The sequence below is a fragment of the Mastigocoleus sp. MO_188.B34 genome (assembly GCF_030065675.1).
Lineage (GTDB): Bacteria > Cyanobacteriota > Cyanobacteriia > Cyanobacteriales > Nostocaceae > Mastigocoleus.
This window is the reverse complement of sequence record NZ_JASJDK010000129.1, coordinates 1-23233: the sequence shown is the minus strand read 5'-3', so window position 1 is coordinate 23233 and position 23233 is coordinate 1. Positions and strand designations below refer to the sequence as shown.

Genomic DNA, 23233 nt, shown 5'->3' with positions numbered 1-23233 from the left:
GATACTACACCACCTGCAATAGATGGTATTAATGCTTTAAGCCCTGCTGATGATTCTACAGATGTTTCCAAAAATGCAAACCTGGCGATCGCTTTTAATGAAAATGTTCGAGCGGGAACAGGGAATATCATTATCAAAACTGCAGATGGTGATGTTGTTGAAATAATTGATATCAGTAGCGATCGGGTAAAAATCAATGGAAACACTGTCACCATTGACCCCATCAATGACCTCATGGCTTCTACAAATTACTATGTGGAGGTTGAAAGTGGAGCAATTGAAGATTTAGCAGGTAATGATTTTCTTGGTATTAGTGATCCAACAGTTTGGAATTTTACTACTGCTGCTGACCCCGATACTACACCACCTGCAATAGATGGTATTACTGGTTTAAGTCCTGCGGATGATTCCACAGATGTTCCCAAAAATGCAAACCTAACGATCGCTTTTAATGAAAATGTTCGAGCGGGAACAGGGAATATCATTATCAAAACTGCAGATGGTGATGTTGTTGAAATAATTGATATTAATAGCGATCGAGTAACAATCGATAAAAATACTGTCAAAATCGACCCCACAAATGATTTTGCAGCCTCTATAAGTTATTACATAGAGATTGAAAGTGGAGCAATTGAAGATTTAGCAGGTAATGATTTTTCTGGTATTAGTAATTCTCAAACTTGGAACTTCACCACTTCTTTACCTTCCGATGAAGCACTTCCAGAATTACAAGTAGATGATAATGGTGTATTTCGGGTTGTTGGAGAAACTTCAAAAAGAGCTAATCTGAAAGCTCAATTTATTAGTAGTCATGCTACTTACATCAATGAATTAGGTGTATTTGTGGTTAATGATGAACGGGGTACGATTATTGACCCCAAAACCAAAGTATCTTTGACTCCTGATGCTGGAGATGATTACATTCAAGCAGCTTTAAAACAGTCAAAAGTTTTGTTTTCTGCACTTCCAGGAGAACCTAATGGTTTTGACTCTACAGAGTTCTCTCGTACTATTGAAGGATTTGACGGTAAAGGCTTTAGTAGTGGCGATCGCTTGGTATTTTACTTAGTATCAAACTCTACTACTGATGCTGTTATTGGCGGTAAAAGTTCAACCGAGAAGGTTTTATTAGGTGCTACTTTTGATAGTGATACCTTTCATCCGGTAAAAGTTACTTCAGGAGATGATGGAGGATTTAATCTCTCTTGGGAAGACGAAATTGGTGGTGGCGATCGGTCTTTTGAAGACCTAGTTGTAAAACTCCAACTTACTGAAGAGCCAATTGCTAAAGGAACAGAAATTCAAGGCGATCGCCCTGCGGAATTCATCGATTTGACAGGTGAGTCGGGATTAGTTAATTTCAACTATTCCGTATATAGAGAAGCTGAATACAACAACGAAGTTTACTTGTATCAAATTGACGATCCAGAAGGGTTAATCGGTAGTTTGGATCCCAACAATTCAAGTAAAAGTGATTATCTCCAAGCCGCTCTCGGTAATATTGTTAAAGATGGGGTAACAGGGGAAGTCATTAAATTTACTGCTGAAAATAACAGTACTCAGAATGGAAGCGCCAGTATTGAGGGTGGTGCACTTTTTGCTCCCATAATAATTATTAACGGAACCCTCGAACAACTTACTGATGAGGATAGCGGTAACGATCCAGAGGTTTACTTCCCATATATGGGAGCTAACTCGGATGGATTTGACCATGTTAATTTATTGGGCGATAACACCTTTGGTTTTGAGGATATGAGTTCTAATAGTGATAAAGATTACAACGACCTGATTGTTAATATTGACTTTGTTTGATATTTATTCTCACAACTTTGTTCTCGCAACTTTATTCTCACAACTGTGTTCTAATAACTGATTTGTAATTTCTATTTATTTTCAATTTTTATTCTTAGAGGCGTAGCACTGCTACGTCTCTACGTTTATGCTTTAAATTACTTTTACTATAGTTGACTTTAAATGTATTGGAGATAAAGGCAACTATTATTAAGTTACCAACGACTATTGACTAGAAACGACCAAGTAATGACTATTAATTAATGACTAGTGCTTTAAACCAGTGGTGTGGAAATATGGCAAAACGTCCAGTCTTAGCTGTGACTCTTTCAGTTTTATGGTTGATTGTAATTGGTGGAATAGCTTACATTTGGCATTTGGGTAGTATTGGCTTAGTTGATGAAACAGAGCCGTTATTTGCTGAAGCTTCCCGTCAAATGTTGGTTACTGGTGATTGGATCACACCATTTTTTAATGGCGAAACTCGTTTTGATAAACCAGCTTTGATTTATTGGTGTCAGGCGATCGCCTATGCAGCGATCGGTGTCAATGAATGGGCGGTACGCTTACCTTCTGCACTTGCAGCAATTGGATTAATCTCTCTGGCTTTCTATACTTTAGTGTGGCAGCAAACCCGGGAAGATCGACTACTCCAACTTCATCATTCTAATCGTCGTTGGTTAGTAGCTGGTCTAGCTACAGCTATGATGGCGTTTAACCCACAAATGATAGTTTGGGGAAGAATAGGTGTTTCCGATATGCTGCTAACTGGATGCATCGCATCTGCTTTACTATGCTTTTTCCTCGGTTACGCCAGCAACGATCCAAAATTTTCTTCCCATGGGAAGTCCACTAGGAATAAATTTTCAATACTTAGTTTTTTCCCTTCTGGTTGGTATTTAGCTTTTTATATTTTAATTGGGGCGGCAATTTTAACCAAAGGTCCTGTAGGAATTGTTTTACCAGGATTAATTGTTTGTCTATTTCTATTTTATTTAGGTAATTTTATTAAAGTTTGGCAGGAAGCAAAACCACTGCGAGGTTTATTAATTGTCGGTGCGATCGCACTTCCTTGGTATATATTAGTTGCTTTACAAAACGGTTCTAATTACATAGATTCATTTTTTGGCTACCACAATGTAGAGCGCTTCACTAGCGTAGTTAATCGTCATTCTGCACCTTGGTATTTTTACTTTATTGTGGTTTTAGTTGGTTTTGCCCCATATGCAGTATATTTACCTGCAGCAATGGCAAAACTTAAATTTTGGAATTTGACATATTGGCGTTCCCAACCCCGTTCTCAACAATTGGGGTTATTTGCTTTGACTTGGTTTTTAGGAGTATTTGGCTTTTTTACAATTGCAGTTACTAAACTACCAAGTTATGTTTTACCTTTAATGCCAGCCGCTGCGATTTTAATTGCCCTATTCTGGGGCGATTGTATGATTGCTTCTGCCAAATCCCAAGCTGGTGACTCTGAGAATTTTAACTCCCCAACTTCAAGTTCTAAAACTTCAAATCCTAAAACTTCAAATCCTAAAACTTCAAATTCTAAAACTTCAAAACCTCAAACCTCAAACTCTAAAGTTTCTATCTTTTGGAGCGGTTGGTTTAATGTGGCATTTTCATCTACATTAACCGTAGTTCTTTACTATATTCCCCAAATAATTGGTGAAGACCCAGCAGCCCCAGATTTTCGGGAGTTGTTGCAACAGTCTGGTTATAACATTATTGGCAGTATAATTTGGCTGGCTTGCGCGATCGCATTAGCGATCTTGCTCATACGTCGTACTTGGCGTCCCCTGATAGCTGTCAATCTTGTTACATTTGCTGCATTTTTCCTTCTTGTATTGACACCGTCTTTATATTTGATGGATAGCCAACGTCAATTACCATTACGAGAATTATCTGCTCTTGCGGTGCAAAATCAACAATCAGGCGAAGAATTAATGATGGTGGGATTTAAAAAACCTACCGTTGTTTTCTACACTCAAAGTCCGGTGAATTACATTAAACAAAATCGAGTTGCGGGGGAATATATCCAGAAACAAAAGCTTCAAAAAAAAGAAACTCAAGCATCACAAACTCAAGCATCACAAACTCAAGAATCACAAACTCAAGAATCAAGCTCAGATTCTATCTTGATTATTACTCAACCAAAGAAACTTCCCAAAATGGGCTTAGAACCATCAGATTATCAAGATTTAGGTCGCAAAGGTGCATATCAATTAATTCGAGTTCCTTTAACCTGAACTTGTTAATTAATCCCCAGTCACCAATCCCCAGAGGCTCCGCCGACGCCGCAGGCTCTATGCCGCAAGGCGGCACGCAGTGCTATCCCCAGTCGCCAATCTCCAACCCTCCTAACTCAAAGCTTGATAAATTCGATTTAAAAGCTCTTCCATAGGAATTGAACGGGGCAAAATCTCAGTAACTATTGTCCCCAGAATTTCCTCTAAAGTTTCAGGAGATTCAACCTCTGTATGATTTCTATTAGGGGATGTCTGTTTATTTGATTTTGATTCTACTGAATTTATTCGACGATCTAAAATTATGATTGGCGGTAATTTAAATTCTAATTCTTCTAATGCTTTTAAGGCTATAAATACTTCTTCGTCTTTAGATATATCGCCTACACAAATCAATAATAAATCAACACTTTGATGGCGAATCTGCTGAAATATTTCTGACCAACTCATACTAATTTCTGCTTTAAAACCTGCTGTTTGGAGATACTGAATCAAAGCTTGAAACCATTCTGAGCCAAGAGATAAATTTTGCGCTTTTTGTTCCTCTTGAGTATCATTTATATTTATATTTGGATCTTTTACAGATTGGTGATTCTTGTTTATTCTAGTTTCTGTAGGAAATAAATTTAGTATTGTTGCTAATTCAACTACCAGAATACTCGGCGGACAACAGACTCCTGCAGCTATTTGCAGCACCGACAATAAAGCATTTGTTTGATTGCGATTTTTTAACTGATTATTTGGTGACAATAAGCAGGGAAATACTGATAAACCGGGAATTTCTGAAGCAGCTTGCGTATTAGTAATATTGCAGGTAACGAGTGGTATGCTTGCTAAACGTTTTTTTGTTGCAAGTTGTTGTAAATAAATCTCAGGGTTAGCAACTTCTGTATCTAGTAAGACAACATCAAATGTCCAAACTCGAGCTAATAATTCGGCTTGTTCTAAATCGTCAACTTCAATAACTCGATGATCGGATAATGAAGGACGAGAATTTGCAGATATTATCTCCGAATTTACTAACCGTAAAATTCGTAAAGGTGTATTTGAAGAACTGCTGTCGCAAACACCTTTACTGCTGCGGGCTAATTTCTCAGGAGGTATACAAAATTTTTCTAAAAGTGGAGCTAAGAGTTGATGTTGCACTGGTAAACTCAAAAAAGCATCAGCCTGTTTAGCGTATGCTCGCTCCTTGTCTGCAGCTGTCGCTGTAACAATTACTGGGATATGACGCGTTTCCCCATCTGATTTAATTAAAGTGAGCACATCCCAACCCGATAGTAGAGGTAGAAAAGGATTAAGGAAAATTGCTTTTGGTTGTAAGCGACGTGCTTTTTCGATCGCCTCACATCCAGCTCTGGCGACAATCACACGATAACCCAAACTCCGTAATTGTTTTGTTAACTCTTCAATATATCGAGCTATCGGTTCTACCACTAATATTAGTCTTTGTGAAGATGTTAAATGATGAGAAGATGAACCAATGGAATGATGACTTGGTTTTGGTTCTGTAGCACTCAAAAATCCAATTTCTGGATCGCTAACATTAGTGTTGGGAGGAGAAGGAGGAAGTAACAATGTAAAGTTACTACCCTGACCTTCATTGCTTAAGAAACTAACATCTCCGCCATGCAATCTTGCTAAAGCTCTAGTTAATACTAGTCCTAATCCCGTACCCTCAAACTGTCGAGTCATGGGATTTTCTAGCTGTTGAAATTTTTGAAATATTAGATGTTGTTGATGTTCCGGAATACCAATTCCTGTGTCCCAAACATTAAAGGCGATCCACCCCTCCCAACGACTTACGGATAACCCAATTTCACCTCCTGCTTCCGTGAATTTTAAGGCGTTAGATAGTAAATGTACTAACATTTGCCGCAGGCGCAGTTCGTCAGCGATAATTTCATCTAAATCTGGTTCGATAGAAAGATTCAACTGATGTTCTGAAACTAATTCTTCTGGTTTTGGATGGGAATTCGTTTGCTTGCTGCGATCGTGGATGATCTTTGCCTCATTAATAGCACGTTCGCAAACTGCATGAATTCTTACGGTAGTTAATGTTAAGTCCATCTGTCCGGTTTCCATCCGGGTCAAATCTAAAATGTCATTAACTACGCTCATTAAATGTCTGCCGCTTTGATGAATCAGTCCAGCATAACGAGCTTGGCGTTCGTTTAATTTTCCTAACTGTTGATCGATTAGTAAACGGGATAAACCTAAAACAGCTGTTAGGGGAGTTTTTAACTCATGACTAATGCAAGCCAAGAATTCATCTTTTAAACGGTTGAGTTGAATTAGATCGGCATTTTTTGCTGCTAATTCTTGAGATAGTTGCTGTTGCTCTGTGATATCAGTAGCCAGCACCAACCATAAATCGGAGTGAATACTTGGGTTTTCAGTCCTATGAGTTTGACCTTCCTGCTGCGACCGATTCACAGAAGTTTTCAACTCTTGGCTATCCAAGGGTATTTTGGCAAATTGCCATACTCTTTCCCGCTCACGTTCATCTTGAACCTGCACGATACAAGTACAAGTACCTGTAGTAGCATCAAAGAAACAGCGATGTCCGGCATAGCTGTTATCGATGTCTTCCTGTGTTACAGAATTTGGAGGATAATCTTCAGGTAAATCAAAATCACTTTGTTTTAATTGTGACTCGCAAAATCTAGATAAAGAATTTTCTTCAGAATATGCATCAATATTCGTTGATGTCTCTTGATTCAAAGTATATTCTGTTTGTTGTTTGTTTATTCTTGACGAAGCGGTAGCTGCTGTAAAGTATTCAATTTCAACCTTTTTATTTTTGGGGGAAGATAATATTTCTTCTACTTCTTTTCTTACCCCTTCTGGATTTTTTAACTTACCCAGTTGTTGCCACCAGGCAGGATTTTGAGTTAAGACCTCACCGGAACTTGTTTGTAACATTAAAGGCCAAGGTAAACGCTCCAGTAACTGAATCAAGGATTGGTATTCTTTTGTTTTATAAACGCCCAATAATGATAAATTTTCTGGAATAACTGATTGGTTTTTGCGATCGCTATTAATGCTTTGTTTCGAAGGCTGTATATTTAAAGATGTTTTTTCCAGTGTTTTGCGACGCAGTTTCACCAATTTCTGTAATAGTTCCCAGCGATCTAAAAGTCCTATAAACTTTCCATCTTTATCAACAACGGCTAATTCTAAGTTAATGTTTTTACCGATATATTCTTTTTCTAAAAATAAGCATAAATTTTCCCAGCTTATATCAGCTGGTAATATCTTAATTGGGTTAAATATATCCGACTTTAAATTTGATATTGGTTGCTGCGAATCAAACAAATCATTTTCCCCAGGGTCGTTGTCAATTTCTGGCTCCTCTTGATAAATATCTGTGAATAAATGTGTTATCACGTATCCCCAATCGAGAACTCCTATTGGATGTTTTTGCTCATTCAAGACAATGATGCAATCACATCCCTCAGATTGCATCTTGAGTATCGTTGCCACTGTGTCTGACTCTAAGCAGCTTGGCACCGTTACAACCAATTCGTAAAGTGAGTACTTTAACATTGACATAAGGGAATTGGATCATTCTTCCAGTCGGTAAGAGGAGTATCTGCAATCGTCAGACGCCACAGCACCGATTTATTATACTTGCATAATTCAATAACTATATTTTTTAATACTATTTATTAAGTAAGTATTGCTTGGTATCAATTAAGTAAAATGTGTCTACTGCATTTTATTAATATTGCTGGTTGGAATAGAGATTTGATAAGGTCAAATTTTGCAGAAAACGATTGATATTTCTTAGTACAGGTCATCAATAATGTACTTAGAACCCTCAAGTATGCTGGTAATTTTTTTATGATTTTGGTGCCTATACAAATTCTTCAATTACTTTCAAAGTAGCAGGAAGACAAGAAATCTCAAAATCCATATTATTTGATGCTAATTAATGATTGGGTATCGGAAGTCTTAATTTAGTGGAATTAATAGTGAGCAAGGTATGAGTTCTAATTTTCATACGATCGGATGGTTAGATCCCACGGATTTTTTTTATAGCCAGATGTAACTTCTCTCTTCTCTTAATTGTAATAAGACAACTAATATAGATATAAGTTGTTCTCGCTTTTCAAAAAATCGTTTTTCTCATCCTAACAGTAGGTGTAGTTGTGGATTTCCCAACGAATAACAAGGGCTAGGATTTTGTTCACATCTAACGATTTCCTTCGAAGGATAATCCTAAGAGCTTCATCTAGAGGATCCTCCAACGATTTTTAGTGTCCTTAGATTTTATTAGTCGCTACAGCTAAAACAATTATGACTCTAAAGATTCGCTTTAGAACCTTTAGGAATTATAATGATTGAGAATGCCACAATCCTTTATTTTAGTTAACGTATCTTATCAAGGAGTAAAATAACAAAATATTCGTCTAAAAGTATGTATTAACTCGCGTTTCCACAGTTGAATAATATACATGACTTGCCTGAATTAGTGCCAATGCTTATCTAAGCTGATGTAAGTCATGCTTGACCCAACTCACCAGGCGGGAAAGTGCAACATCTCAAGTAAATATCTGCAACCTTGGTTCAGGCACAATCCTTGAAGAGCTTATTGACCTAACTGTGCCACACACCATCAAATCTAATTTAACTACTTGTAGAACAAAATTGTTGCTAAACGCTTCGATCTTAATAGTTATAAGTTCACTGATATTTAAACTGAAAAACTTAAACTTATGAATCAAACTAGACAAAGTAAAAGATAATTGAGTCATAAGCTGTATGCTTAGGACACATTAACAATATATGTCATTGCCGATAAAGTTCCACACCTATAAAGTTAAAGAAAACATTAAGTTATTATCAAATCAAAGTTATTGCCTAGTGTTACGTACGAGAGTAATATGTGATGCCATTCAAATGAATTATCTGCTCTGATATTGCTCTGGCTAGGAATTACAGTTATCTCTCCGAATGTACAAAATCTTATAGCGACTATATGGTTGCTTGTAAAACTTCAGCGAATAATCCCAAATATCGGAGATATTACTATTTTTTTTGATGAGAGAAGTTAAGATATCTGGCAGTTTGAGAGAGATGACAAAAGCCGAGCAAATAACATTTTTACAAAAACTAAAATTAGAGTATCGTCATATACTTCTAGAGTATTTTACAGCAGAAAAAGACTTAAAAGGAAAAATTGATAAATTTATCAACTCTGTATTTTATGCTAATATTCCTGTGCCCCAAATCATAGAAATGCATATGGAGCTGATTGATGAATTTTCCCAACAACTAAGACTAGAAGGTAGAAATGATGAGATGTTGTTAGATTATCGTTTAGTATTAATTGATGTTTTAGCTCATTTGTGCGAACTCTATCGACGTGAGATTGGTAGATAAATTTTAGCAAAAATTGAGATTAAAAAAACAATAAATATTCAAACAAAATACTAATAATTTAAAAATAAAAAAAACTGAATTTTTGTTATTTAATACTTTATGGGATACAAATATATCTTTTTGTTTAACATTTATTTTGTTTAACATTTATGTGTTCCCTGTAAATCTATAGGAATCTTGTCTGATTTGCGGAAAAATTTAGATTAAAGCCCGACTAAACGGGATTTTCAGTATTAGTATCTTTTCAATAATCAAATGGGAGTCCTATATGACTGAAGTAAAGAAAACCTACGTTTTGAAATTATACGTAGCGGGAAATACACCCAACTCGGTACGGGCTTTGAAAACCCTAAAAAACATTTTAGAACAGGAATTCAATGGTTTTTATGCCCTGAAAGTAATTGATGTTTTAAAAAATCCACAGTTAGCAGAAGAGGATAAAATTTTAGCAACACCTACATTGTCAAAAATTTTACCACCCCCTGTAAGAAAAATCATTGGCGATTTGTCAGATAGAGAAAGAGTTTTAATTGGCTTAGATTTACTATATGAAGAACTAATAGAAGACGATTTACTAGATGATTAAACTTAATTCTGTGCAAAAATCAAAAATATTAAATTTTTCATAAGATTAATTAAAAATATATGCTTGAACATACATTATTTTGAGTACTAATAATTGAAATGAGTGACAATCGGGATTCAGTAAAAAAAAATACACCTTCCTGTGGAGGAGTAGAAAAGATTCGAACAATGATAGAGGGGTTTGATGATGTCAGTCATGGGGGGTTACCTAAAGGAAGAACGACTTTAGTTAGTGGGACATCAGGAACCGGTAAAACTTTATTTTCACTTCAATTTATTTATAACGGTATTGTTTATTTTGATGAGCCGGGAGTATTTGTAACATTTGAAGAATCTCCCAGCGATATTATTAAAAACGCTCATATTTTCGGATGGGATTTGCAAGGTTTAATAAATGAAGGGAAGTTCTTTATTCTTGATGCTTCCCCCGACCCTGAAGGACAGGATATTGTCGGAAACTTTGACCTATCTGCCTTAATCGAACGCTTACAGTATGCAATTAAAAAGTACAAAGCCAAAAGAGTTAGCATTGATTCCGTAACAGCTGTATTTCAGCAGTATGAAGCAGTAGGTGTTGTGCGACGGGAAATATTTCGTTTAGTAGCTCGCCTCAAATTACTTAAGGTCACAACTATTATTACTACAGAACGTCGTGAAGAATACGGTCCTGTAGCTTCTTTTGGGATAGAAGAATTTGTATCAGATAATGTGGTGATTGTCCGAAACGTTTTGGAAGGAGAACGTCGCCGTCGTACTTTAGAAATATTAAAATTACGGGGTACAACCCATATGAAAGGTGAATATCCCTTCACAATTACAAATGATGGGATTAACATCTTTCCTTTGGGAGCCATGCGTTTGACTCAAAGGTCGTCAAATGTTCGCGTCTCTTCCGGAGTTAAGACTTTGGATCGGATGTGTGGTGGTGGTTTTTTCAAAGACTCGATAATATTAGCAACAGGAGCTACAGGTACAGGTAAAACTTTATTGGTGAGCAAGTTCTTGCAAAATGGTTGTGTCAATAACGAACGCACTATTTTGTTTGCCTATGAAGAATCCAGAGCCCAGCTATCTCGTAATGCTTATTCATGGGGAATTAATTTTGAAGATTTAGAACGCCAAGGTTTACTCAAAATTATTTGTACTTATCCCGAGTCAACTGGTTTAGAAGACCATTTGCAAATCATCAAATCAGAAATTACAGAGTATAAGCCTTCTCGGATTGCGATTGATTCACTATCTGCTTTGGCTAGAGGAGTAAGTAACAATGCTTTTCGTCAATTTGTGATTGGTGTTACGGGTTATGCAAAGCAAGAAGAGATTACCGGTTTTTTTACCAATACTACAGATCAATTTATGGGTTCTCATTCCATCACTGATTCCCATATTTCTACGATTACAGACACAATTTTGATGTTGCAGTATGTTGAGATTCGTGGTGAAATGGCACGTGCGATTAATGTTTTTAAGATGCGTGGCTCTTGGCACGATAAAAGTATTAGGGAGTACAATATCACCGCTGAAGGTCCAGAAATTAAAGATTCTTTCCGCAATTATGAAAGAATTGTCAGCGGCGCTCCCACCCGAGTTAATATCGATGAAAAGGCGGAGCTTTCTCGTATTGTTAAGAGCTTTCAAAATCCTGAAGCTTCAGATTTTGAATAGTTTTAGCAAATGTTGCGATTTAGCAGTAGCGATAAAATTAGTTTCCGTTCTGTAACTTTTGTGTGAGGAGATACGGTGAAACGACAACAGTTCTTCTATAGTTTTTTACCGGGTGTAACAGCAGCGGTATTAACTGCTCACCCAGCTTTAGCCCGGAGTGTAAAGGTGGACAGTACCGAACTTAATCCTTCCTTGGATGCTACCAATCTCAGAGATGATGGTATTATCCGCCATCAGAATCAAATTTTTGCTCAAAAACTGTATTCACAAAAGCATTTTTCGACAAGATTTGCTTACATTAACTGGAGTATAGTCAAAAATAAATCCACCAAAACTAAAACAATTCTTCCTAGAATACCTCAGATTGAACTATCGCGAGAAGTAAGCTCCGGTTTTTATGCAGTTCCTACCTTAGATTCAGCCAAGCACTCACTTGGTGATGGAAATTTGGATAGGAATATTTCTCACAGTGAGAGCAAAAATAAAAATATTAGCCGAAAAGAAATTCCTAAGAGAAAAAAACTCTTTCAAAATACTGGTGAATCTGATCAGTTTTCTAGAACACTGTCAAAATTACAGCCCCTAAGTGTTGTTACTAGAAAAGGTAAAACAACAGACATAAGACAGGAAATTAGCAAACATACAAACAGCAGAGTTAAATCACTGTCTCATTCTAATGTATCACAAGAAACACCCTGGTTGACAAGTTCTCTGCAAACAGATAATTGTGGAGCTTCCGCTTTGTTGAGTCGCTCAGGACAGTGCAATTCTAATAGTAATGCTGAACGCCAAAAAGTTATTGCTTCTAGTGGATTTAGCGAGCAAAACTTGGCAAAAATTCGCAAGCCAAGCTTGGTTAATAAACTACAACGGATGAAGCGCGTCGGCGATCGGGAATCTCATCTTGAATCTAACACTACGATTCAAATTTCCCAGATGAAACCTCAAGAAGCGACATCGCCAAACGCTGAACCAAATTCTCAAGAAGGGGTACCACCAGCAACCAAAACACCAAATTTAGAACCCCCAGCTACCGAATCACAAAAGCCTTTAGAGAATCCCAACCTGGATCTGAATCCCAATCCTAATCCTTTGGTATTTCCTACCAAAGTAGAGGAAGTAAAAGTTAAAGGAATTCAACCAATTACTTTGCAGCAAGCTTTAGAATTAGCGCAGCGGAATAACCGGGATTTACAAGAATCTTTGTTGACGTTAGAACGATCTCGGTCTGAACTACGTGAAGCACAAGCTGCTTTATTACCTCAATTGGATTTGAGAACTAATTTAACTCGCTCTCAATCATCCGAAGGTCAGCGTAGTATTGAGTTACAAGGATTTGGGACTGATGAACCTGTGACCAGATTTGATAGCGATCTCCAATTGAGCTACAGTTTATACACATCTGGAAGTAGAAGAGCTGCAATTAAACGAGCCGAGGAGAGTTTAAATAATAGTGAATTAGAGGTAGAGCGTATATCCGAATTAATCAAGCTCAACGTTAATACGGATTACTACAATTTACAAGAAGCAGATGAGCAGGTACGCATTCAACGCTCCGCTGTGGAAAACTCTCGCGCTAGTTTGCGGGATGCTGAAGCACAGGAAAGAGCAGGGATTGGTACGAGATTTGCTGTACTCCAAGCTCGATCAGTCTTGGCTAATGATATCCAAGCCCTGAACAATGCTCTTGCTAATCAGACAACCCGTCGCAGCCAGTTAGCTCAGCGCTTGAGCTTACCACAGTCTGTGACTCTAGCTGCTGCAGATCCAGTAAGGTTAGCGGGTTTATGGAACAGATCTTTAGAAGAAAGTATGATTTTGGCTTTTCAAAATCGTCCAGAATTGCAGCAGCAACTGGCACAACGGAATATTAGCGAACAAGCCCGACGTCAAGCTCTTGCGCAACTGGGACCCCAAATTAGTGTGGTTGGAACCTATGACCTGTTGGATCAGTTTGATGATAATGTTGGCGTTACAGATGGCTATAGCTTAGGATTGCGTGCAACTTTAAGGTTGTTCGACGGTGGAGCAGCAAGAGCGGAAGCCAATCAACAAAAAGCTAATATTGCGATCGCAGAAAATGGTTTTGCCGAACAACGGGAACTAATTCGTTCTGAAGTTGAGCGGGCTTATGCTGAACTAGAATCAAACCTAAAAAATATCGAAACATCTAATTTAGGTTTAGAAGTAGCAAGAGAGTCCCTACGACTAGCGCGATTGCGTTTTCAAGCAGGAGTTGGAACTCAAACTGATGTCATCCGGGAACAGGATGCTCTAACTCAAGCCGAAGGTAATCGTGTGAGTGCAATTTTAGGTTATAACCGTGCTTTAGCAACTTTACAACGATCTATTACTTCTAGAGGTTTAAGTGCAAGCGATGACCCTAACGGAAATGCGGGGAGCCAACGCTAAACTTCTAGGATAAGTCAGGAGTGAAATTTGACTGCAAATCTATCTGCAACCCCAAGTCTTTGAGGTACTCATACTGCTGGGAAATAAGACTTGGGGGTTTTTCTATTTAATCTTATTTATTCATAAAATGTTCCACGGACAATGCACTTTTCATGTAGTTTCTGGTTAATTAACCCTCATGGATCTGTATGACTTGAGTCTTTCCTTCGAGGCACTACTTAACATGTTCTACATGCTTAGTTTTACAGTATTGTAAATATATGTAAACAAATTGCCGTCAAAACGCTATGACGTCTTGACAAGGTAGTTTAGAGTAGATATCGTAAGATACATACCCGGGTAAGACCGTTAAAGAGTTATATGCAAGCTAAACAGAAGGTTACATTGTATTTATCGCCAGAACTGCACAGGAAGCTGAAGATTCGTTCAGCGATAGATGCTGAACCGATGTCAGAACTAGCAGAGCGTGCTTTAAACTTCTACCTGGCGAATTCAGAATTAGTTGATGAGGTTCAAGCCTCTTACGGAAAGACTCACAGAGTATATTCTTGTCCTAACTGCGAGAGTTCGCTACTAATGCGCGATCGAGAGCTAGTTGCCTTAGGTAACCAATCTGGGGTCATCGGTCAGGAAGATATTCCAGTGGAGCAGAAGCTGGAGGCGGATGAAGTTCATCCTGAAAGTGAGGAAGAATTAGTTCCTTGTTAAATAATGGGGATTATGAATGAAAATTCATAGTTCATTTATCTTGGCAAAAAGTCATGTTTTTACCATCTCTGTAGGGTCTCAAGAAGGTTGATGTATGAAAGAAGAGCTCAGCATCCTTATTCAAGCTCAATACCCACTCATCTATCTTGTGACCTCTGAGGAGGAGAGGGCTGAGCAAGCAATCTTTAATATTAGTCAATCATTTAAACCTCAAAGGAAAGTATATGTTTGGACTGTTACCCATGGGATTGTTGAATACGGGCAACCCAGAAGCGTAACCCAACATAACACTGTTTCTCCGGAAGCAGCGATTGAGTGGATAATTAGACATAAAGAACCTAGTATATTTATTCTTAAAGATTTACATCCTTTTATAGATGCGCCAGCAACAACAAGGTCATTACGGGATGCGATCGCTAGTTTTAAGGGAGCGCAAAAGAACATCATTTTGATGTCCCCAATGCACCAAATTCCGATCGAATTAGAGAAGGAAGTTGTTGTTTTAGATTTTCCATTACCTAATATGTCCGATCTGAATAAGGTTTTAAATAACTATACGGATCGCGGTAGAGGTCGCAAACTTTCTACTGAAGGACGGGAAAAGTTACTTAGAGCCGCTTTGGGTCTAACCAGAGATGAGGCTGAAAAAGTATATCGCAAGGCGCAGGTGACTAAAGGTCGTCTGACAGAAGACGAAGTTGAAATTGTTTTATCAGAAAAGAAACAATTAATCAGACGTAATGGTATACTAGAATACATCGAGGAAAATGAGACTATCGATGTTGTGGGTGGTCTGGAAGAACTGAAGAAATGGTTGAAGCAACGCTCTAATGCTTTTACAGAAAGAGCAAGAGAGTATGGATTACCTCAACCCAAAGGAATGTTGATTTTGGGAGTTCCTGGTTGTGGAAAATCTTTGATAGCTAAGACTACTTCTCGGTTGTGGGGCTTACCCATACTACGATTGGATATGGGTCGGGTTTACGATGGTTCGATGGTAGGACGTTCGGAAGCAAATCTGCGTAACGCCCTCAAGACTGCCGAATCAATTTCACCAGCAATTTTGTTTATCGATGAATTAGACAAATCATTTGCCGGTGGTACTGGCTCTAGTGATTCCGACGGTGGTACATCTAGTAGGATTTTTGGATCTTTTCTGACCTGGATGCAAGAGAAGAAATCTCCGGTTTTCGTAATGGCAACTGCAAATAGAGTTGAAAGATTACCTGGGGAATTCCTTCGTAAAGGTCGTTTCGATGAAATCTTCTTTGTAGACTTACCAACACCACAAGAGCGTAAAGATATTTTCAACATTCATCTAACCAAGCGCCGTGACGATACATCAAGATTTGACCTAGATCAACTATCGAAGATGTCAGATGGATTTTCCGGCGCAGAAATAGAACAGGCGATTGTGGCTGCAATGTATGAAGCTTTTGCCCAAGATCGTGAGTTCACCCAGTTAGATATTATTGCTGCAATAAAGGCGACTTTACCGCTGTCCAGAACGATGCAAGAACAGGTAACGGCTCTGAGAGATTGGGCCAGACAGCGAGCACGTCCAGCAGCAGCTTCCGTGGCTGAGTATCAGCGCATGGAATTCTAAAGGCTTTCTCCTGCTCAAGCAGGCTGAAGGGCTAGCACAATCAACAATGATTGCTAGCAGTTTAAAAAAAAGCCGCGCCAAAATTACGCGGCTAGTTCGAAAACCGTTGTCCTTTTCTCAATCTTCTCTTTGGAGGAAACCCAAATGTCTCATTTTAGCACACTACGTACCAAGATCACTGATGCTGAAATCCTCAAGTCTTCTTTGTCTGACTTAGGTATCACTGTTAAGAGCGAAGCTGACGTTCGCGGCTACAATGGTCAACGCGTGCGTGCTGACATCGTGGCTGTTCTCGAAGGTGAATATGATTTAGGCTGGTCTCGCAACAGTGATGGTTCATTTGACCTAATCGCAGACCTATGGGGCGTTGCTAAGAAGCATAATCAAACCGAACTTATCAACTCCATCAACCAAAAGTATGCTGTTAACAAAACATTGAATGAAGTGAAACAGCGCGGTTTACAAAATGCCAACGTTAAGTTGGTATTGCAATAGTAATTTCTCTGCGCGTTCCCAAAGCTGCTCGGGTTAACCACTTAATAAGCGGTTAGCCCGCTTTTCTATTGGCTGAATTTCTAACCTGTAATTTTACAGTTTAGATTTTCTGATCGCGGCAATGAAAGCTACAGTCTAAAATATCAGAACTATATTAAAGTCTAAGATATTCAATCTCTGTTAGATATAACAACCAAAAGCAATAATAAATTATCATCTTTTCACTCAATTTGAAGTTATTTACATTTCAATTCAATCTAAATAAAATTCTTTTAAAGATTTTTCTGAAATTTGGTTTGTTAGTAAGGGGCTTTCAAGGATAGATATTAGGTTTTTGAGATAACTCTTTGACCTGAGAGCGTTCGCCTGAAAAGTTATAAAGTCTGAGCAGTCAGAAAAGACGCTATATATTGAACAAATAAATAAGTAAACCTAATAGCTATTAGAACTAATAGTCAAATCAAGCATTTACATGAGATGCTGGTTGATTATTCGGTTTCTCAAAGGCAAAACTGTTGTGTCTGTTTTTTCTATCATTGTTCCTGCTACCAGTGCTAATGTAGGACCTGGTTTTGATTGTCTCGGTACTGCTTTGACTTTGTATAACGAGTTTAAGTTTACTCCCTTGGAAGAAAGTAGGGTTTTTATCAATGTTACTGGTCCTGAGGCTGAAAAAGTTAGTACGGATGAGAACAACTTACTTTATCAGGCATTTATGGAGTTTTACCGGCATTTAAAGCAGAAACCACCATCAGTAAAAATTGAAATTAAATTGGGCATACCTCTTGCTAGAGGTTTGGGTAGTTCTGCAACAGCAATTCTTGGTGGGTTGCTAGGTGCAAATATACTTGCAGGAAAACCTTTAAGTCGCAAGCAATTGATGGAATTAGCGATCGCAATCGAAGGACATCCAGATAATGTGGTACCAGCACTTTTGGGAGGATGTCAACTAACAGCAACAAATGATAAGAGAAAAGAAGTTTGTGATATTCCCTGGCACCAAGAAGTTATTCCAGTGATTGCAATTCCAGACTTTGAGCTATCAACCAGTGAAGCCCGCAAAGTTCTACCAACACAAGTGGAACATCGAGATGCAATTTTTAATACCGCTCATTTAGGTTTACTGTTACGGGGTTTAGAAACTGGTAAAAAGGAATGGTTGGAAGCAGCTTTACAAGATAAATTGCATCAACCTTTTCGTAAATCCTTAATTAAAGGATATGACAGCGTGTATTCTGCGGCTGTTTCTGCTGGTGCTTATGGAATGGTAATCAGCGGCGCAGGACCAACTTTATTAGCATTAACAGATACATTACACTCAGAAGGAGTGGAAATTGCCATGGCTAAAGCTTGGCAGCAACAAGGAATTAAAGCTGTGACTCATTCACTTCAAGTAGATAACCAAGGAGCAAGGAACCTTATTCAGGTGTAGATGAGATGCTGAAAATTGATTATTAGCAAAATTTAGTAAATTTTGAACGGATGATAGAGCAAATTCAGACCGAAATAAATGCTATTCGCGCTCAAATTGATGCTCTGAATAAGGAAAAATCGAATTTGAGTGTGGAATTAGATATTATTGATGATTCACCCAAAGGGGTTGTCAATGCTTATCGCCGTCGCGCAAGTGAGAATATTGAAAATGCTGCCCAAATGAAGGGTATTGATGATGCGCTCGCTGCTTTAAAAGTCATGCTGGAAGAGAAACAATCACAGTTGAAACATCTAACATCTTTAGAACCACAAACTTCCAGCATCCAAAAAATAGAAGACCAAATAGAACTAACTAAAAAACAAGCAAAAATACATGCAGAGCGTGTAAACTCCCTCGCAGAAGAGCTAAAACAGGAAGTTCGCCTTTTGAAAAGTTGCGCCGACAAGATCAGTCCCCTTTACTGGCGCATATACTATAAACCTTTTATTACAGGTTTTAAGAGCATTTCTGTACCTCATGTTCGTTCAGACAGAGAAGTTTGGAAAATTTTTAATCATACAGTTTGAGGTCAGGAGTCAGAAGTCTTAGAGACGTAGCGTGCTACGTCTGTACAGAAGTCAGAATATATTATCTTCTGCTTTGATTTTCTGTTGAGACGTAGCATTGCTACGTCTTTACTAGTTTTTGGTTCACTACTACGGTTGGGTTACTATTTAGCATTTTCGTAGGTTGGGTTAAGCGACAGCGCGACCCAAAAAACCTAATTATTGTTGGGTTATGTCCTACGGACAAGCTTTGCTAACCTGCGTCAACCAAACCTACTTCAATCTTGAGATTTAGCCTTAACTGAACTGTATTGGGGTCTAAACTGTTGATTTGCCCCTACACAAGGAAAACTAGGGGCTTGCTTGCATTCCAAAATGTTTCGTCAAGAATATTGTTAACAATCTGCAATAATCTGTTACTATGTGTTGTGCTTTTATTCGCAATTTACTTTGCAAAACTTTACTTATAGAATTAATTTTTGGACAAAATTAAACGAAAATGCTTAAATATCAGAGAATAATAAGTATTTATCACTAAGATTTAGAAAAAAAATAGTCAGAATGAGAAAAAATGCTGTTACAAAACTATAAACAAGTTAATATAATGAAATAAAAGATTGATTTGATGATTCTCAGTGATGATGGAAACTATTAATTTCCCATGGCTAAGCGCCATAATTTTCTTGCCCTTAGTGGCATCCCTAGCAATTCCTCTACTACCAGATAAAGAAGGAAAAACAGTTCGTTGGTATGGTTTGGGTGTAGCGATCGCTGACCTTGCTTTAATGACCTATGCTTTTTGGCAAAGTTACGACCTGCAAACCACTGGTTATCAGTTAGCAGAAAGTTATTCTTGGATTCCCCAATTGGGTATGAACTGGTCAGTAGCAGTAGATGGTTTATCAATGCCATTAATACTACTAACTGGTTTAATCAATACTCTGGCAATATTTGCGGCTTGGAATGTGAAAAACAAGCCGCGTTTGTTTTATGCCTTGATGTTGGTAATGTACAGCGCCCAGATTGGTGTTTTCGTCGCTCAAGACTTGTTGATGTTCTTCTTGATGTGGGAAATCGAGTTGGTTCCTGTGTACTTACTCATCTCAATTTGGGGAGGACCAAAACGTCGTTACGCTGCAACTAAGTTTATCCTCTATACAGCTGCTGCATCCATCTTCATTTTGGTTTCGGGATTCGCAATGGCTTTCTATGGAGATACATTGACATTTGATATGGCATCTCTGGGAATGAAAGAATATCCCAAAGCCCTTGAGTTGTTAGCTTATGCAGGATTCTTTGTTGCATTCGGCGTCAAATTACCTGTATTTCCACTTCACACTTGGTTACCAGATGCTCACGGTGAAGCTTCCGCTCCAGGTTCGATGATTTTGGCGGGTGTATTGTTGAAGATGGGTGGTTACGCACTAATTCGCTTCAACATGGAAATGTTGCCTAATGCTCACGTTTACTTTGCACCTGTTTTAGCAATCTTGGGTGTGGTAAATATAATCTACGGTGCTTGTTGTGCTTTCGCTCAAACAAACCTCAAACGTCGCTTAGCATATTCATCTATCGCTCACATGGGATTTGTGTTAGTCGGGATTGCTTCCTACACAGAAATCGGTATGAGCGGTGTCTTGTTACAGATGGTTTCCCACGGTTTGATTGCTGCAGCTTTGTTCTTCTTGTCTGGTGTTACCTACGAACGCACCCATACTTTAATGATGGACAAAATGGGTGGTGTGGCAAAAGTAATGCCTAAAACCTTCGGTCTATTCACTGCTGGTGCAATGGCTTCATTAGCTTTACCAGGTATGAGTGGCTTTGTGGGTGAGTTGATGGTGTTCCTAGGAATCAGTACCAGCGATGTTTACAGTTCTAGCTTCAAGATTGTAATTGTAACGCTATCGGCTGTAGGGGTAATTTTAACTCCAATTTACTTGCTCTCCATGTTGCGTGAGATTTTCTACGGAAAGCAAAGCGAGGAATTAAAGTTCGACAGTTTTGTTCCTGATGTTAAACCTCGTGAATTGTTCATCACCGGTTGTTTGTTAGTTCCAATTATCGGAATTGGTTTGTATCCCAAACTAATTACCCAAATGTATGATGCAAAGACTGTAGAAGTTGCAACTTATGCGCGTCAGTTCTTACCAGTGGTTGCAGAACAACAGCCTTCTAGCATATATGCTCAGATTTTTACCGCACCAACCTTAGCTGATTATGAAGTTCCAAATCTACTTGAAGTTACAGATTAATTAATTTTGCTTCAGTAGTGGTGCTATTAAAAAAAATAAGGATGTAGTTTGGGGATGATTGAGTAATTATCCCCATTGTTTTATGTTTTTAGTGTTCGACGCATTAAAGTTGAATTTATCAAAAATATCAAGGTTGGGAAAATCATAATCGAAGGAATCGATTACTTTTCTGAAGTGCTAGAGTCAGCAGTGACGTGTAATGGATTTTGTTTCCACCAAATATGTAATCCTAAGATTTCCTTTTGTTACTATTTGATCCCAAACATCACCCCAACCTTTTTTCAATGCAGTCACAACGGGTATATTTTTTGGACTCATATTATCGAGCAGAATCGTTTGGATAACGATGGGTGTGATCCAAATTAAGCCATAATAAGCGGGGATGCTTCTCATCACACCATACCCTTGCACAGAATAGATATACTCCATCATGCCCACAAGACTAAGTAATTTATTGTCTTCCAAGAACTGATAAAATGTTTTCTCTAGCAATACCGTTGGTGGCTTCGGTGGCATCGGCGTTTGTGAACCCATGATCTCCCAATGAAGGATACTATATCTGGCAAGGTCAAGAGCAATTTGAAGCATTATGCTCTGTGAATCAGAATTTTGTGGGAGACCTAGTAAGGCTTTAGCTTTTAAAAGGATATAGTCTTGTTGTGTAATAATGGGAGCGACATCAAAAGAGTCTGGGAATTCCCCTTGGGTAACGACCCCTCTAAAATTCGGATCATTTTTAGCGAAATCAATTTGATTGTTATCCACAAAAAATTCCTTTAGATCCTCAAGCAGGTGATAATAGGCTGGTGATAAATAACATGTGCCTAATTCACAGATCGTCTTTTCTTTTGATTCGCTTGGATAAGGTTCATCTTCAATAAGAGTATAGGTTTTTCCACTATATCGGTCGGTTGATTCCAAAATTTCTATATTTGTGTATCCCAACCTCTTTAGCCTAATAGCAAACAAGAGACCGCTAACACCAGCACCCAGGATTACAATAGGCGCTTCTAACTTTGTTGGTAAGGGTTGTTTTGCACTACCCACAAAATCTAGCATCAATGCGGCATAATCCCAACAATGTAAGACTGATTCAAAACAAGTGAATCCATGCACATACAAAGTATTATTTTGTCCCTGCAAATTTAGGATCTCCCAGGTTAAGCCCTTTTTCAAGTCTTCATTAGAGAAGTGATTAAAGTAAGGTGTAGTAAAGGTTTTCAGTACCTCGTAGTCTGTAGAGAATGGCCACCAGTCGCTATCCTTCAATTGCTGCTCAAGTATTTCCTTAAACTTGCTAGTGGACAATGGGGTCTCCGCTTCGCCTTCCAGTTGATACACAGTCACCAAGTTATGCGTCATTGTACTCGCATGCTCAGGTCCAAATTGTTTGGCAGATTCGTTACGATATGCATAGACACTTCCATTCATGTCCTGCAATGGTTTCGGAGCAAAGATAACAGAATATGTTTTTGTCTTGGGAGATGAACTATTGACCTTGACTTTGAGTAGTGATGTATGAAATGTGAAATTTCTCAACTTGTCAAAGATAGCACGTTCTTCAGCTGTGTAATCACAAATGGTATACAAGTTCCTGGGGTCACAAGCTATGACAAGTAGTTCACAGCCTTTTTCAATAATGGATTTTTCATTACCCTTGATTGTGTATTCCAGGCGGATTGGGTGAAGAGGTGAGGCAGAAGAAGGTTTTGCGTTGCTGCTATTTTTTTGCTTTTTCATTACTGCTTAAGCGCTTTATGTTTATTGATAAATCACAAGGTGGTACGTTATGTGAGGTGATTTGTAGAATCCCCCCATATTAATAAATAAATTTAATTGCTACTTATACCAAATTTAATTGCTACTTATACCCAGGACTTACGCAATTGTCACAATCGGTGGTTGGTGCGTGACGTTATAAGTCTTATTGCTACGTTCAAATATCTTCGCATCTCACGCACCCTAAGCCAAAAAATATGCCAGTTGCGTAAGTCCTAATACCAATTCTTTGTGAGCCTGCATAAAATTCTCAAAGCCAAAATTATTGTTTTGCAACAGTTTTAGGTGTCGCGATTCTATGCATCTTCATATGAAATTGG

At 38.2% G+C, this 23233-nt stretch carries 14 protein-coding genes; 12 read left to right on the top strand and 2 right to left on the bottom strand.

What is annotated here, in order from left to right; all coding sequences use genetic code 11:
* Together QNJ50_RS23520 and QNJ50_RS23515 are read left to right on the top strand one after the other, a co-directional pair.
* The coding region (locus QNJ50_RS23520) for an Ig-like domain-containing protein (RefSeq protein WP_300640360.1) at positions 1-1812 on the top strand (1812 nt) is incomplete at its 5' end.
* A gap of 242 nt (positions 1813-2054) precedes the next feature.
* Complete coding sequence (locus QNJ50_RS23515) at positions 2055-4043, top strand: glycosyltransferase family 39 protein (RefSeq protein ID WP_300640357.1); 1989 nt, start codon at positions 2055-2057, stop codon at positions 4041-4043.
* Positions 4044-4154: 111 nt separating this feature from the next.
* On the opposite strand, the gene QNJ50_RS23510 is transcribed toward QNJ50_RS23515, so the two are convergent.
* A complete protein-coding gene (locus QNJ50_RS23510) occupies positions 4155-7553 on the bottom strand; it encodes an ATP-binding protein (protein WP_366914323.1) in 3399 nt (1132 codons plus the stop codon).
* Between the two features lie 1569 nt (positions 7554-9122).
* Here QNJ50_RS23510 and QNJ50_RS23505 point away from each other — a divergent pair.
* The 10 genes from QNJ50_RS23505 (at position 9123) to QNJ50_RS23460 (ending at position 21134) form a co-directional block, all read left to right on the top strand.
* Positions 9123-9428: a circadian clock protein KaiA gene (locus QNJ50_RS23505; protein WP_300640351.1), complete on the top strand. Its 306-nt coding sequence runs from the start codon at positions 9123-9125 to the stop codon at positions 9426-9428.
* Between the two features lie 268 nt (positions 9429-9696).
* Complete coding sequence (gene kaiB / locus QNJ50_RS23500; RefSeq protein ID WP_300640348.1) at positions 9697-10014, top strand: circadian clock protein KaiB; 318 nt, start codon at positions 9697-9699, stop codon at positions 10012-10014.
* A 98-nt stretch (positions 10015-10112) separates the two neighbouring features.
* A complete protein-coding gene (gene kaiC / locus QNJ50_RS23495; RefSeq protein WP_300640345.1) occupies positions 10113-11678 on the top strand; it encodes a circadian clock protein KaiC in 1566 nt (521 codons plus the stop codon).
* A 75-nt stretch (positions 11679-11753) separates the two neighbouring features.
* Positions 11754-14090: a TolC family protein gene (locus QNJ50_RS23490; protein WP_300640342.1), complete on the top strand. Its 2337-nt coding sequence runs from the start codon at positions 11754-11756 to the stop codon at positions 14088-14090.
* Positions 14091-14450: 360 nt separating this feature from the next.
* Positions 14451-14798: a hypothetical protein gene (locus QNJ50_RS23485; protein WP_300640339.1), complete on the top strand. Its 348-nt coding sequence runs from the start codon at positions 14451-14453 to the stop codon at positions 14796-14798.
* 94 nt (positions 14799-14892) lie between these two features.
* Positions 14893-16404, top strand: a complete 1512-nt coding sequence (locus QNJ50_RS23480; RefSeq protein WP_300640336.1) for an AAA family ATPase — start codon at positions 14893-14895, stop codon at positions 16402-16404.
* A 144-nt stretch (positions 16405-16548) separates the two neighbouring features.
* Positions 16549-16899: a DUF1257 domain-containing protein gene (locus QNJ50_RS23475; protein WP_027844020.1), complete on the top strand. Its 351-nt coding sequence runs from the start codon at positions 16549-16551 to the stop codon at positions 16897-16899.
* A 472-nt stretch (positions 16900-17371) separates the two neighbouring features.
* A complete protein-coding gene (thrB, locus tag QNJ50_RS23470; protein ID WP_300640330.1) occupies positions 17372-18331 on the top strand; it encodes a homoserine kinase in 960 nt (319 codons plus the stop codon).
* Between the two features lie 50 nt (positions 18332-18381).
* The gene (locus QNJ50_RS23465) at positions 18382-18900 is read left to right on the top strand and encodes a hypothetical protein (protein WP_300640327.1); all 519 of its coding nucleotides are present in this window, start codon (positions 18382-18384) and stop codon (positions 18898-18900) included.
* A 620-nt stretch (positions 18901-19520) separates the two neighbouring features.
* The gene (locus QNJ50_RS23460; RefSeq protein WP_300640363.1) at positions 19521-21134 is read left to right on the top strand and encodes an NAD(P)H-quinone oxidoreductase subunit 4; all 1614 of its coding nucleotides are present in this window, start codon (positions 19521-19523) and stop codon (positions 21132-21134) included.
* Between the two features lie 183 nt (positions 21135-21317).
* Here the strand turns inward: QNJ50_RS23460 and QNJ50_RS23455 are convergent, their stop codons facing one another.
* Positions 21318-22874, bottom strand: coding sequence for an FAD/NAD(P)-binding protein (locus QNJ50_RS23455; protein WP_300640324.1), 1557 nt, complete (start codon positions 22872-22874; stop codon positions 21318-21320).
* Between the last annotated feature and the right edge of the window lie 359 nt (positions 22875-23233).